General features: G+C 68.6%; 12 protein-coding genes. 2 read left to right on the top strand and 10 right to left on the bottom strand.

Features of this window, described 5'->3' with window-relative positions; all coding sequences use genetic code 11:
- Window positions 1-53: 53 nt before the first annotated feature.
- The 4 genes from VFA06_RS09645 to VFA06_RS09635 form a co-directional block, all read right to left on the bottom strand.
- On the bottom strand, window positions 54-962 hold the full coding sequence (locus tag VFA06_RS09645; protein WP_324840110.1) for an aminoglycoside phosphotransferase family protein: 909 nt from the start codon (window positions 960-962) through the stop codon (window positions 54-56).
- Between the two features lie 74 nt (window positions 963-1,036).
- The gene (locus tag VFA06_RS09640; protein ID WP_324840109.1) at window positions 1,037-1,474 is read right to left on the bottom strand and encodes a VOC family protein; all 438 of its coding nucleotides are present in this window, start codon (window positions 1,472-1,474) and stop codon (window positions 1,037-1,039) included.
- Window positions 1,475-1,547: 73 nt separating this feature from the next.
- Window positions 1,548-1,700, bottom strand: coding sequence for a nitroreductase/quinone reductase family protein (locus VFA06_RS25880; RefSeq protein WP_349260132.1), 153 nt, complete (start codon window positions 1,698-1,700; stop codon window positions 1,548-1,550).
- A 7-nt stretch (window positions 1,701-1,707) separates the two neighbouring features.
- Complete coding sequence (locus tag VFA06_RS09635) at window positions 1,708-2,187, bottom strand: SRPBCC domain-containing protein (RefSeq protein ID WP_324840108.1); 480 nt, start codon at window positions 2,185-2,187, stop codon at window positions 1,708-1,710.
- A gap of 92 nt (window positions 2,188-2,279) precedes the next feature.
- On the opposite strand from VFA06_RS09635, the gene VFA06_RS09630 reads away from it, so the two are divergent.
- Entirely contained in the window at window positions 2,280-3,008 is a 729-nt protein-coding gene (locus VFA06_RS09630; RefSeq protein ID WP_324840107.1) for a helix-turn-helix domain-containing protein, read from the top strand.
- Between the two features lie 28 nt (window positions 3,009-3,036).
- Here the strand turns inward: VFA06_RS09630 and VFA06_RS09625 are convergent, their stop codons facing one another.
- Window positions 3,037-3,867, bottom strand: coding sequence for an LLM class flavin-dependent oxidoreductase (locus VFA06_RS09625; RefSeq protein ID WP_324840106.1), 831 nt, complete (start codon window positions 3,865-3,867; stop codon window positions 3,037-3,039).
- A 584-nt stretch (window positions 3,868-4,451) separates the two neighbouring features.
- Here VFA06_RS09625 and VFA06_RS09620 point away from each other — a divergent pair.
- Window positions 4,452-6,671 (top strand): ArnT family glycosyltransferase, encoded by a 2,220-nt coding sequence (locus VFA06_RS09620; protein WP_324840105.1) that lies wholly within the window; start codon window positions 4,452-4,454, stop codon window positions 6,669-6,671.
- A gap of 215 nt (window positions 6,672-6,886) precedes the next feature.
- On the opposite strand, the gene VFA06_RS09615 is transcribed toward VFA06_RS09620, so the two are convergent.
- The 5 genes from VFA06_RS09615 to VFA06_RS09595 form a co-directional block, all read right to left on the bottom strand.
- Window positions 6,887-7,375: a flavin reductase family protein gene (locus VFA06_RS09615; RefSeq protein ID WP_324840104.1), complete on the bottom strand. Its 489-nt coding sequence runs from the start codon at window positions 7,373-7,375 to the stop codon at window positions 6,887-6,889.
- A 14-nt stretch (window positions 7,376-7,389) separates the two neighbouring features.
- On the bottom strand, window positions 7,390-8,220 hold the full coding sequence (locus VFA06_RS09610; protein ID WP_324840103.1) for a hypothetical protein: 831 nt from the start codon (window positions 8,218-8,220) through the stop codon (window positions 7,390-7,392).
- A 47-nt stretch (window positions 8,221-8,267) separates the two neighbouring features.
- Window positions 8,268-8,411, bottom strand: a complete 144-nt coding sequence (locus VFA06_RS09605; RefSeq protein ID WP_324840102.1) for a hypothetical protein — start codon at window positions 8,409-8,411, stop codon at window positions 8,268-8,270.
- Window positions 8,412-8,893: 482 nt separating this feature from the next.
- Entirely contained in the window at window positions 8,894-10,414 is a 1,521-nt protein-coding gene (locus tag VFA06_RS09600; protein ID WP_324840101.1) for a hypothetical protein, read from the bottom strand.
- 248 nt (window positions 10,415-10,662) lie between these two features.
- On the bottom strand, window positions 10,663-14,016 hold a 3,354-nt coding region (locus VFA06_RS09595), incomplete at its 5' end, for a hypothetical protein (protein ID WP_324840100.1).

Below are 14,016 nucleotides of genomic sequence, written 5' to 3'. Positions count from 1 at the left end.
CGCCGCCTGGCCAATCGCTGTCGCGAGCGACCACGGCGGGGCGCCCGTTAGGTTTATCGGCCTGGTATGCCCAGGGCTTCGATCATCGTGTCGACATAGGCGACCGCGTCGGCCTGGTGTTCGCGGCACCACAGCGCGTCGACGGTAAGCCGCGCCACCGCCCAGCGACGCGCCCGCTCGTACTCGACCTGCGCGCCATCGGCGAATGCGGCCAGGCGGCGCCGTACCGAGGCGCCGATGTCGCCGCAGGCGGCGTGGTCCGACCAGCGGTTGCCGAGGAACTGAGCGCCGTCGAACGCCGGCTCACCCCGAAGGCCCTGGGGATCGATCACCAGCCAGGGCTCGCGCTCGGCCCGCAGAATGTTGTCGAAGACCAGGTCGCCGTGCAAGAGCGTGTCGGGCTGGTCCGCACCCAGCTCACGGCACGTCGCCACCACGGATTCGAGTATTGAGCGGGTAAGCGGCCTACCCAGCCGCTCCCAGGTCTGCGGTAGCTCCTGCTCCCACCGATTAGCCAGGTCGCATACCCGGGGCAGTTCGGTATCGGGCGGAGCCGGGATCGCCAAGCGCCGACACACCTGCCCGAGGGCGACGGCAGCATCCGTCCCCTCAAGCTCGCGTACCGTGCGGGAAGGGTCCAGCCGCTCGAGCAGCATGGCACCGTGGGTGTCGTCGCGCGCGAGCAGCCGCACCGCTCCCCCGCCGTTCCAGGCTGCCAGTGCCACCGGTTCCCACCGGGTCTGCTCGTCGACCCAGGACACCTTCAGCACGACGGATTCGCCGCCCACCAGGCGCGCCGGCAGCGCGACGCCCATGAAGCCATGCCACACCGGCCCATCCAGGGTCAGTGCCCACAGGTCAACGCAGTCCTCGATGATGCCGGGCAGCTCGGCGAGCCACGATCGCGCCGCCTCGCCCTTGCTCTCAAGCGTCGTTGCCACGAACCGAGCGGGGATCTCCACGATGTCCATTGTCGACGGCTCTGCGTCTGGCACGTCCGCGGGGCGGGCGCATTCGGCGACCAGGATGTTCGGGTTCAGCCCTTGTTCAGAGCTTCGGCGAGCATGACGAGGATGCCGCTAGGGCCGTGAATGTAGGTGAATTTGTAAGCGTTCTCATACCTCGCCACGCCGCGCACCGGGTGGCAGCCGTGCCTGGCCGCGATCGCCAGGGCCTCGTCGAGGTTGTCCACCGAGAAGGCGACGCGGTGCATCCCGATCTCGTTGGGCCGGGTGGGGTTCGTTTCGATCGCATCGGGATGGATGTACTCGAACAGCTCGATGCACCCGTTGCCGTCCGGTGTCTGCAGCACGGCAATCTTCGCGTGGTTGCCGTCGAGGCCGACCGCGGTGTCGGCCCACTCGCCGCTGACCGTGTCGCGGCCGAGGACGCTTAGCCCGAGGTCGGTGAAGAAGGCGATGGTCTCCTCGATGTCACGCACGGCGATGCCGACGTTCTCGAACTTGATGGGCATGAGGTCTGCTCCCTGCGTTCGCGCTGTTCGCGGCGTCGATCCGGCTGGGCCTGACGACGCCGGGGTGGGTGACTTAGTCCTGCGGCGTCAGCAGTACGACGGGAATCTGCCGATCGGTATTCTTCGCGTACTCCTCGTAAAGCGGAAAGATGCGCACCACCTGGGGCCAGAGGGTCTCGCGTTCGGCCGGGACGCCACACGGCCGGCCACGGCTGCGAGCTCGCACGATTGGTTCAGCCCTTGGCCCGTAGCGTGCTGCCGGGGCGCAGTGCGCCGTCCTCGCCGATGTCGGCGAGAACGGGAGGCAGACCCTCGTCGAGCATTGTGCGCCGCACGCGCCCGAGCAGGCGCGACATGAACACGCCCTCAATGCCGCGGAACCCGGTGTGCTCCCATGTCAGCCTGGTGCCGCCGGGGATCGCTTCCAACATGTTCGTGACCACACTCGGCTCGTCGGCCTCCTTGTTGCGCCAGTCGTAGCGCAGCAGCGTGGGTTCCTCGGCGTCCAGAACCTCGCACCGCACGATGCCATCCCAGCCTGGGAACGGCTTGCCGATGAACCTGAACTTGGTGCCCGCCTCGGCCTTGAACCCCTCGGGACGCCCTCCCCGTCCGGTCGATGTCCACAGTGGAATCAGGGCCGGGTCCGTCAGGGCACGCCAGACGGTGATGACCGGGTGCTGATATTCGCGGACGATGCGGTACTCGCTCACGGTGCCTCCTCGCGGCTCTTAGATGTCCCCATCGAGAAAACTACAGTCGCAGAAAACTTTTAGCAACTGTAAACCTAGGCTAGGCTGTGTCCATGGACGGACGACGGTTGCCCGACTCGACTCTCGAGGTGTCGCACGTGCCGGCCGAGGGACTGCGCGAACGCAAGAAGCGGCTGATGCGTCAACTGCTCTCCGATACGGCGACCGCGATGTTCCTCGAGCACGGCTTCGACGCAGTGCGGGTGGCGCAGGTCGCATCGGTATGCGGTGTGTCGGAGAAAACCGTCTTCAACTACTTCCCGGTCAAAGAGGCCCTCGTCATGGACCGCCTCGAAACCACGTTGACCGCGCTGTGTACCGCGCTCGCCGACCGCGCCCTCACGCCGGTCCAAGCGACCCTCACCGTCCTCGACGGAGAACTCAGCGCACTGACGGGCCGCCTTACGGCCGACGCCGACGCCGACGCCGAGGCCGAGGCCGACACCGACGCCGACGAGAGCCGCGAGGCGATCCGAAGATTCGGCGACCTGATCCGGGCGACCCCGGCGCTGCGCGCGTACCTGGCCGACATGACCGATCGGTCCGCCGTGGCCGCCGCCGGGGTTCTGGCCGCGCGGGCGGGAATGACCGCAGACGAGCCCGAGCCGCAGATCGCGGCCAGGGCGCTGCTCGGGCTCTGGCGCGTTCAGGCCGACAGCCTGCGCCGGCACCTGAGTCAAGCAGCGGCGCCGACACTGCTCCATGAGCGTGTGAGTGCCGACGTCCGCCGCGCCGCCGAACTCATCGACACGGGGCTGCGGGCATTCGCCGCCGCTGCATGACCGGGCACTGTGACCCCGGCGTGCGGTCCTAGTGTCCGGCCAGCTCGGCTACGACCGGTGCGAGCGCGTCGGCGAAGTCTGCGCCGAAGATGAAGTAGGAGAAGCCGAACTCCTCGCGTCGCCGCTGGATCTCCTCGGCGGCTGCCGCGGGGTCGTCCGGAAGGAGCAGCGGTGAGTCGATCGCGCGCAGCGCGGCGGGATCGGTGTCGGGGCGCGTCATGAACGGCGCGACACCGTCGCCGATGACCGAGACGTGCATCGCGAGTTCGACGTCCCGGGTGGTGTGGAACTCGCCTACCAGCCGCGCTAGGTCGGCTCGGGAGTCGCTCGGCGACAGGACGAAGGTGACCGTGTCCGCCAGCTCGGCGGCCAGCGCCCGGGCCTTCGCGCTGCGCACGGCCATCGCGACCGGGGTGTGCAGGTCGGGTCCGTCGAGAGCGCGCAGCGCCGTCACGGTTTCACGCACGTGGCCCAGCCGCTCGCTTGCTGGTACGACGGGCAGTCCCAGTTCGCGCAGTTGGTCTTCGATGCCGGGTCTGCCGGTGCCGATGCCCATCTCGAAGCGCCCGTCGGTGAGCAGCGACAGCGAGTGCGCCTCCCACGCGGTGCTCCACGGCGGGCGCACCGGGGAGGCGTACACCCACGTGCCCACCCGCAGGTCCGCGAGGGTTGCGGCGACCGCCAGCGTGGGACCGGGTGCCGGCTGCCATTGCGGGACGTCGGGCATCAGCAGCGTGCTGTAACCGCTGTCGGCGATGCGGCGCACCCGCTCCCGCCATGTCGACAGGTCAGTCCGCACCGGGGCAACCACCCCGAATCGGAACGGTCTCGTCCTGTTAGCTGCGATCGAATCGGTCATCGTTCTGTCCTCTTCAATACGTGATGGCCCTGAGCCGACAGCGCGGAGCCGCTCGGCGCGGTAATCGTCTTCCTGCGCGGCGCTTCCTAAGCAAGCGCCGTTCACTGTTACTACGAAGACACCCGCCTGGATCCGACAGGCCCGCTGGACTTTTTGTGCGAGCGCCGGGCTGAGCGACCCTGGCTCGGTATGACGCCGTCGTCGCTGAGACGCCCGCCCGTGTCCGCCACACCCTTGATCATCGATCGATAGGTTCAAAATACGCGCTGAGCTGGGGTGCTACTGTGAACGCACCCTGAGCCAGGGCTGCCGAGCGGCTGCGGGCGATGTGCTGGCATGGAGTAACGGGGGCATGACAGTGGGCGGGAGCGGAAGAGTTCTGCGGCGCGTGAACGCAACGGCGCCACTGTTAGTCGCCGCGTTGGTCGGGGCAGCGGCGGCGGTAGCACCTGCTTCATTCCGCCCTGCGCCCCATCAGGCCTCGCACATTCTCATCCCCTCCTCATCCGGTCTTCACCACGGCCTCAGGGTTCTTCGAAAGTGTCCGTCTGCCCGAATCCCAGCCCGGACACCGAAGCGAGCCCATGACCGCGCAGCGCTTGACCGAACCCGTCCCGCCGACCGAGCCTGCCGAATCCGCTTCGCCCGCCGCATCGGCGCGTACGCGCGCCCGGTGGCAGCTGTGGCTTTCTCCGGAGGGGCAGCCGTCCTGGTCCCGCCCGGTGCTGCTGGTGATCGCCGCCCTGGCGGCGCTGCTGTACTCGTGGAACATCGCGCACAGCGGGTACGCCTACTTCTACTCGACCGCCGTCAAGAGCATGTCGGTCAGCTGGAAGGCGTTCTTCTACGGCGCGCTCGATCCGGGCGCCACGATCACGATCGACAAGCTGGCCGGCTCCTTCCTGCCACAAGCGCTGTCCGCGCGCATCTTCGGCTTCCATCAGTGGTCGCTGACGCTGCCCCAGGTGATCGAGGGCGTCGTCAGCGTCCTGGTGATCCACCGGATCGTGCGCCGCTGGGCCGGGGCCGTGCCCGCCGTGCTCGCCGCCGGGCTGTTCGCGCTGACGCCGGTGCTCGCCTCGATGTTCGGCCATCCGATGGAGGACGGGGCACTGACCATGTGCCTGGTGCTCGCGGCCGATTCCTACCAGCGCGCCGTGCTGGAGGGGCGGCGGCGCTCGCTGCTGCTGGCCGGGATGTGGGTCGGGCTCGGCTTCCAGGCGAAAATGATGCAGGCGTGGATCGTGCTACCCGCACTGGCCGTGGGATACGTGTTCACCGCGCCACCGAAGCTGCGCCGCCGCCTGCTGGATCTGCTGCTGGCAGGCTTCGTGGCCGCGGCGGTGTCCTTCTCCTGGATCCTGCTGTACACGCTAACCCCCGCGACCGACCGTCCCTACATCGACGGCAGCACGAACAACAGCGCCGTGTCGATGGTCTTCGGCTACAACGGCTTCGGACGGTTCGGCGTCAACGTGGCGGGTTCCGTCGCAGGCTTCGGCTCCGGCGGTGGTGCGCGCGGCGGCGCGCCAGGCGGCGGCTTCGCGTTGCCCGGCGGTGCGCGCGGCGGACTGCCCGGCGCAGGCGCCCCCGGTACCGGCGGTCCAGGCGGCAATGGCTTCGCCCCGCCGAGCGGCGGCCAGTTCCCCGGCGGTGCGTTCGGCGGCAGAACCGGCGCCGCGAACATCCGCTTCGCCGGTCAGGCCACCGGCCTGGGCAAGCTGTTCACCGGCCGGTTCGTCACCCAGATCGGCTGGCTGTATCCGCTCGCCTTCGCCGCGCTGCTCTTCGGCTTGGCAGGCTGGTCGCGGCGCCGCCGCCGTGCCGACCGGCTGGGCAGCGGGCTGCTGATGTGGGGCGTCTGGCTGGCCACCACCATGGCCGTGTTCAGTGAGATCAATATCCCGCACACCGCGTACATGGCCACGCTCGCGCCGCCACTGGCCGCCTTGAGCGGCTTCGGGATCCGCCAGTTCTGGCGAGCCTACCGCCGGGGTGGCGCCGCGGCGTGGACGCTGCCGACGGTGATTGCCGCACAGGCTGGCTGGACGGTCTACCTGGCCCGCGACTACACCTCCTTCGTGCCTTGGCTTACCCCGACGGTCATCGTCGTGGGCGCGGTCGCTGTCCTCGGTCTTGTGGTCGGCTTGCTCGCGCGTCGTGCGCCCGACCGCTTGCCGCTGACCCGGTTCGGGCGCCGCGCCCGGCTGCGGCTGGCGGTGACCGCGCTGGTGGCCGGTGTCGCCGCCATGGTGCTGATGCCGACCGCGTGGTCGCTGTCCGCGTTCGACAGCCAGGACGACGGGTCCGCCTTCGACGCGAGCGCCGGGCCCTCCGGCGGCGGCCTCGGACTGAGCGCGACCGCGACTCTCACCGCGGAGCAGACCAAACTATTGGCATACCTCGACGCACACCGCGGCAGTGCCCGGTACGTGATGGCGACGACATCCTGGAACACGGCGGCGCCCTATATTGAGGCCACCGGCCAGAAAGTGCTGCCGATGGGCGGGTTCAGCGGCTCAGTGCCAGAACCCACCCTCGCCGCGTTCAAGGAGTTGGTACGGAGCGGGCAGGTCAAGTTCGTCATGGTCGCAACGAGCGCGGGCCTGGGCGGCGGCAACCCCGCGGGCGCCAGCGGGACCAGCGCGGTGGCCGCGATCACGACGTGGGTGCAAGGCGCATGCGCCACGGTGCCCGCGGCCGACTACGGCGGCACGGCGAGCACCACCACCGAGCTCGCCGGCCCCTTCCAGCCGGGCGGCGGCGGCACTCTCTATCAGTGCTCGCCGAGCTCAGCCCGCTGACCCGCATTTCCACATCCGTGCCGGGTTCGGCGCGTTGCCGACTGGCCGGGAAGGCATTGGATGAGTCAGCTGACGATCGGCGGTTTTTCGATGGGGCCAGCTGTTCTTCGGGCTCATCCAGTTCCGCCCGCCGCGCGCACAGGCTCAGTGATCGACGTTCGGCGGCACTGCGCCGCAGTTGCTGCCAGGCGGGATCCGTCGGTGGCGGTGGGCGCTTATACAGGCTCCAACCTTTCGAAACGCCCGCGGTGGAAAACCAGGGGCCGAATCCGAGGGAACGGAGTCACCCGTTGGAGGCGCAGCAGGGCGATCACATGGTCGCCCGCATCCACCTCGGCGTCGAGCGAGCATTCGAGCCACAGCGCCGTCTCGTGCAGGAAGATCGCGCCGGATTCCCCTGTCTCCCATTGGATGCCCGCGAAGCGGTCCCCCGCGGGAGCGGACAGCTGTCGGCACAGGTCGCCGTGGTTCTCCCCCAGCACGCTGACGCCGAGGCCCGGCGCTGCGCGCAGCACTCTCCATGTGCGCGAGGTGCGCGCGGCGCAGAACGAGACCAAGGGAGGGTCGAGGGAGACCGGGACGAAGGAGCTCGCCGCCATCCCGACCGGCTCGCCGTCTACGAGCGCGCAGACCGCTACCACCCCTGACGCGGTGTGGCCGTAGGCGTTGCGTAGTTCGCGCGACGCGTTCGGACTGACTGTCATGGGCATCTCCTTCGTCACCATGCCTGCGGCGTTCCGAGCGGCAAGATCTCCCGGATCTCGTCGATACTGCGGATCTCGTGGTCGACCACTTTGAAGACCGCCACCATGTAGAAGGTCCCGCTGTCGGGTCTTGGACTGTGCGGAACCGGATGGAAATCGACCATGACCGTGCTGACGGCGACGCCACGGGCCGGATCGAGAACGGGGAAGTGACCTGCGCGGACCGTCGGCCTGGCCCCTCGGGTCTGGTTGAGGCAGCTTGCGACGGTGTGCACCGTCGCGTCGGGTGACAGCAGCGTGGTGAGCGTATTCGTCACCTTCTTGCCGTTGTCGTAGCGGTCGCAGCGGTATCCGATCCGCGCCAGGCTGCCGTCGCTCTCACCCAGGGCTGACCAGTAGCTGCCGGCCACCGCCGCGAGCGCGTCCCGGTCGCAGGCGCGTTCGGGCGGTACCAGTGCGTCGTAGAGCACGTCGGGGGCTAACAGGCGGTCGACGTCGGCGAAGTGCCCGGCCGTGTCGGTACTGACGAGCAACTCCGCTTCGCTCACCGCGTTGTCTGCCACCCTGAGCCGGAGCGCGAACGGACGGCGCTGGCCGGCGCAGACCGCGACCCCCGTCGTCGCGAGCTGCCCCTGCTCGACGTCGACGAACGTCTGCAAGCCGAGGAAGTCGCCGGCTGTATCCCAGAGCCCTTCGCCCGGCTTGATTTCGACGGCGTTCTCTGTCACCCGGAAGGAGCTGTTCCATCGGACAAAGCCAGGGTCGTGGCGGACCAGACTCTCCAGGAAGCGATCGCCGTGTCCTCGCAGCATCCGCTCGGCTTCCCGACCCGCACTCTCGTACATTCCATCAGCCTTCTGCTATGCGGCGGATGTGTGGACCGGCGCGGCGGTCATCCTTCGGCTGCGGAAGCCAGGACGGCGCTCCCGCTCTCGCTCTCGATGCGCGCCGGCGTCCGCGACACCGTGTAGGTGAAGGGCTTGAGTGTCGCCATGAGCAGGAAGGCGAGCGCGGTGGCTGCGATGACCAGCGCCATGGGCACGGTGAAGCTGCCAGTGGCGTCGAAACCGGCTGATAGCGGCGTACCGCGCGCACCGGGCAGTAGCGCGGATCCGTACCGGGCGGCACGTCGACGTGGTCCTCCCTCAACCCGGAGGAGTTGGTCTTGGACAGCCGGATGCGCACCCGCAGAACCTCGCTGTCCCCGTCGCCATCCTCGGGCTCCGTCAGTGACATCTCGTGCGGTTCAGCGACTGTCAGTTTCTGCGAAGCTGCATCTCGTTGTCCTGCTAAGACTGCATTGAGATGTCACTGAACCTGCACGAGATGTCACCTCACAGGTCAGTGCGCTGCCGCCGCGGACGCGAGCGCCCACGGCGGCGGCCTAGTCGATTGCCGGTACCGAGCCATTGATGCTTTCGCTACCACCGAGCGAGGCTTACAGGGATCACCTCGGATTGGTGGCCGAGCACTGATGGTGCAAGGAGCGCTCGGCATGTACGTCATGTGCCGATCGGATCAGGTGTCCTGGTGTCGATCGGTGCCGTGCTCTTTGATGAACCGACGTGCGTCGCGGCTGCCGATGCCTTCCCAGCCGTCGAACCGAAAGGCTTCTTGGCTCGCGTACCGGCTCATGGCGGACATCGTCTCGGCGAGGAACGCATCGTCGCCATCGAACAGCGCCGCCCGCACGGCAGGGTCGATGGCGATCCGTTCGAAGGCTGGGTCGGAGCGCTGCGAGTAGTAACGTGCGAACCCTGGATTGAAAAGTCTGCCCTCTGTGGTGCCTTGCTCGCCCATGACGACCAGACAGCTGTACACGTCGAACTGGCACAGGCTGGTGAGCACCGACTCGTGCTCGGCCGAGCGATCCGGATGCAGCGCACCGAGCGCGCGCACGACGTTGTGAGCGCTAGCCAGCATCCCGCCGTCCTGCTCGCCGATCAGCTTCGCACGCGACGCGACGGTCAGCGCGTGCCGGATCCAGCCGCCGTACCGCCGGACCGAGTGGTGTTGGGGTTGGCGGTCGGCGAGCAGCCGCACCGCGGTCCAAACCTCGTCGCGCACCGCCAGCGCTCCGAGCGCGTAGACCCGAGTCATGATCTCCAGCCACAGCCAGGCGGCTCTCGGCTGGGGATCGAGGAATCCGAGCTCGTAGATGCGCACCAGCGCGCCAAGAACGCGATGGAACCAGGCGGGTCGCTCGTGGTCGATGCACAGTGCGGCGGCGATGGTGAACCTGTCGAGCAACTGCTCGAGTTCCTCAGACTGGTTCGGGTAGAGGGATTCGGCGTCCCGGGCGGCGCTGTTCAGCAGCGTACGCAGCGCGATGTCGTCCCCGCGCCGCAGCAGCTCCGTGATCAACTGCTCGAACGCGTCGGCGTCCAGCTGCCAGCTGACAGCCTGCAGAGAAAGCCGCTCCAGCCGGGTAGCGGCAAGCACACTGTCAAGCTGTGCACTCCACTCCCGGCTCAGCTCCTGTCGCCACTGTTCCTTACGGCGATCAAGCACTTGCCCGATCAGGCGCTCACGGTCAGCATCGTTCCAGCGTTCGCTGCGGGTGCCGTGCCGCACGAACACCTCGCCGGGACGGAAAATCGTGCGCTTGCGCGGCTTTTCCGCGTCGCCGAGTGGCTCTTCGTATTCTCCCGGAGCGTGGATGATGCAAAAGCCGTAGGGCGAAGGCTGGACGTAGATCAGGACGGTCAGGATGCCTTTGAACTCGTGGCGTGCGGTGCGGATCTCCGGTTCGCTCAGGTACTTGCCTAGCTTCCGGCGCAACGTGGCATCGTCGAAGTGCCGGGCGCATGAGTCGGTGAGCCCGGCGACCGGGTTGCCGTGGTCATCGGCGCCGATGAGCAGGTAGCCACCGTCCGGCTCGGCCTGCATCGCGGCGACGTCTTTCGCGAGCTCAACCAGATCGCGAGTCGTTGCTGGGTCGAGGGGGTGTTTGTAATCGAGGCAGGAGTGTTCGCTCTGCTCGGCCAGCAGCGCGGCCGCCTTCTCGCGGGTGACGACAGGCTCGACGATAACAGCCATGGGCGAGCTCTCCGGTGCATCCATTGCGGCCGGGCGCCCTGCCGCGCCGTATGCCGATTTCGTCCACGCTAGCGGCAGTAGGGACTGGATCTGAGGTATTTGCATGGTGATGCTGTTGGCGCTCGGGATCGTGCCGGGCCTGGGCCGTCGGTGACCGAGTCGTTCACTGCGGATGGAACGGGCGGGAATGCCCGCCGTGCGCCCGATGAAGCGTGGTTCGAGCACGAGGGATTACCGGCAGACCGGCGTCAGGCTGATTTCGTTTGTCGATCTCGGCTGGTGGCGCGGGTGCGCGCGGCTCGCTCGTGGCGCCGCAGGTCGAGAACGATGACGTGAATCTCGAGCTGGCTTTCCTCGCGCTCAAGGGCGGCGCGCTGTTCGAGTTCGTCGTGAAGGTGCCCGGCGGTTCCGCTGGGGGCCTTGCTGCGGCGGCTATCGGCGCGGTCCCACTGGTCCTTGGGGTACCAGCCCACCAGGTAGATGCCGTGCCGGGTGCCGGTCGTGGCCATGTAGTCGGCGGCGAGCTGGTCGTGCAGTCCGGTGAGCAGGTGTTCGTTCCAGCAGCCCTTGACCTCGATGACGATCTGGCAGGTTGCGGCGCCGCTCGGGTCCATCGTGGTCGCCTGGCACAGAAGGTCGACGCGTTCTCCGACGCCGACGGCCGCGCGAGTGATCTCCACTTCACGGTTGGTGAACACGGCGGGCAGATGGGCGCGCAGGTGTTTGGCTACGTAGTCGGACAAGTCAGCCTCGCGCTTCGGGAACCACCGGGAGGCGGCGTTGGTCGCGCGCTGTTCGTCCCACAGGAAGCCGGCCTCGGGGGTCGTGCCGCGCATGTTCTGCTGCAGCCGTGCGAGTTCTGCCATTACCGCCTCGAGCAGGTCGCCGCTGTCGCGCAGGTGGCGGCGGCGCGCGTCCTTGATCAGGGCGCGCAACTCGCGCAGGCTGATCGGGTTCCAGCAGGTGGCGCGATGGTTCTCCTGAGCTTCGGCCAGGGCACGGCGCAGCCACGGGCGGTGCGGATTGCCCAGCGCCAGTACGGACAGTGCGTCAATGGCTGAGAGCGTGCCGCGCGCGGTTAGGTGCTTTAGCCCGCGTTCGCGCCAGAACCTGGTGTCGTGTTGTGCGGTTCGGAAGCCGACCTCGGTGGGCCAGATGTCCTGCTCGGGTGGAAACTGTTCGAGCAGCCAGCCGTAGAGCGCCCCGAGCTGGACGTCGTCCAGTTCGGAGAGCGGGTCGAAGGGCTCGTAGCTGGTTGCTATGTCCTCGGCCAGAGCTCGGCCCCAGGCAGGGCGTGAGCGCATCTGCGTGAAGATTTCCGGCCACGCGGCAGCGGGTTGTGTGTACAGCAGGCCGAGCGCGGCGTGGCGGCCCGCTTGTTCGTCGCGCTGCGTCGCGTCGTCGCGCACAGCCTGCAGCGCGTAGAGCCTGGTGGCGGCGTGGACTTGCTCGAGTAATAGCCGCAGCGCCAAGTCGAAGTTCGCCAGGTTCGGCGCGGCGCGCAGGCCGGGCAGTTCGGCGGCGAGCGCGTCAGCCAACTCGCTGCTCCAGCAAGCGGTGGTGAAGCGCAGTTCGTCCGCGGCGGGCCCCGATGCGGCGGCGCGCAGTAGCCGCACGGCGGGTTGGCTGATAGCCGACGGGGCTCGCTGGCCTAGCAGGCTGAGCAGGCGCCGTTTGCGCTCAGGTTCGCCAGCGTTGTCCGCCGCGGCGCCGAACCCCAGCAGGGCGGGCGCCCATCTGTGCCATACGGCGGGTTCAAGCGAGTGAAGCCGTTCGGGGGCGTGACGGTCCATCAGGGCGAATGCCAGGTAGCCGGCTTGGGCCGGCCAGCTGGTCACGTTGGTCGCGTCGATCCAGTCGTCGGTGTGCGGGTGCTGCACGCGCAGGTAAGCGTCGGCCGCTTCGATCAGGCGGTCAAGCAGGTCGGGGTGTTGCTCCGCCAAGGCCCGGTAGCCGGGCCGTGCGGTGACGTCGTCGCTCCACCAGGTGAGGATGACGGCGGTGTCCGGGTCCGCCTGCATCAGCCAGCACAGTCGCCAAAACCCGTCCGGGTCGCCTGTTTCGGTCTTCTGCAGCAGGGCCTGGAGCGTTGTGAGGTTTTGCTGCCGTGCGGCGGCTCGGTCGAGCGGCGGCTGGCCGTTCGCAGCGTGTCTGCGATCATCGACCCGGTGGGCCGGTATGGCGGGCGGGGCCGTACGGGCGTCGAGCATTGGGCCGAGCACCTGCTGCCATACCCTTGATCCGCGGCGGGACTCGGCGCTGTGGCGGTGGCCAGGGTCGGCGGGCGAGAAGATCGCGCGGATGAGCACGTGCCAGCGTGGCGCGTCGGTCTCATCGGCCTGGCTCTCCCGGTCCAGCAGCCAGTCGAGATCGGCGGGTTGCAGCAGACCGAGCGCTCGAGCCAGCGGTGCGTGGGCCAAGCGCGCCGCGTCGTTGAGGGACGCGGCGCGTTCGGCCAGCAACCGCGCCAGGGCGCGCCGGTCGCGTTCGTCCGTGTCAGTGGAGCACTGCAGCGGCGGCGCTACCTCGTAGTGCAGATCGTTCAAGAGCTGCTCGTGCACCAAGTCAGCCAACGCCGGCAGCAGTGGCGCGCGGTCCCGGGCGCTCCAGGCGCGCGTGATCAGCCGGTTGAGCAGTTGGTCGTCACGCCGCGCCCCGGTGTGCTGGGGGCGGCCGTCACGGTGGCCGGGGCGCGCGGCCGCCCAAGCCAGCACTATCGGCAGGTCCGCGTCGCTTAGCCGTTCGGGCAGCCGGAGGCGGAAGAGCGCGTAAAGGTCCAGGACGGTCGGGCGGGTTTCACGTGTCATCGCCGCGACCAGTTCCTCGACGCCCAGAGCCTGTGGCCAGAGCGCATCGAGCACAGCGCCGCGCAATTCGTCGTCGAGCTCGTGCGGCGTGTCGGTCATCAGCGGCCGTAGCATCTTCGCGGCGCGGCCGTGGTCGAGCGCGTTCGCGCTCAGTACGGCGCGCACTCGCAGCGCGGTCTGCCGCGCTGGATCAAGTGCGACAGCGACCAGATCGTCGACGAGCCTTGTCTCGCCGGTTTCTTGCGCGATGACCGCCGCGGCCCGCCCGCGCTCCGCACTGCCGACGCGAAGTGCGGCGCGCAACTGGTCTACAAGGCCCGGGTGGGTCAGCTGCCCGATCCACAGATCGGACAGCGAGCGGTTGCGCAACAGGTCGGCGTCGGCAAGGTCCAGCAAACCGTCGATCAACGATGCTTTGACTTCGTCCTGGGCGATCGCGTACGGGTAGCTCGCCACTGTTTCAGCGTCGGCCTGCGCCAGCCAGCGATGGGCGACCGGGTCGAGTGCGACCAGCCACGCGGCCGTCTCGCGCAGCATCGGGTGGACCTTCGCGCCAGTGCGCGACGAGGAGAGCAGCACACCGCGAAGCTGCGCTTCGGGCACGCCGCGGTGAACCAGGTGTCGGGCGGCGAGGTACGCGGTGAAGCTCTCGTGTCGCAGCACGCGGCGCGCTGCGCGGCCTCCGGTGAACAGGGCGCATCCGAGGGCGTCGCCGAGCGAGGCTTCATCGACGGCCAGCTCGCCGCCTGGGCACGGCTCGCTGCCGCCGATCAGCTGGGAGACAGGCAGCTCGGT

Source organism: Actinocrinis sp. (genome assembly GCF_035653575.1).
Taxonomy (GTDB): Bacteria; Actinomycetota; Actinomycetes; order Streptomycetales; family Catenulisporaceae; genus Actinocrinis.
Note: the sequence above shows the minus strand (reverse complement) of the source record. Positions and strands in the feature narration are given on the sequence as shown.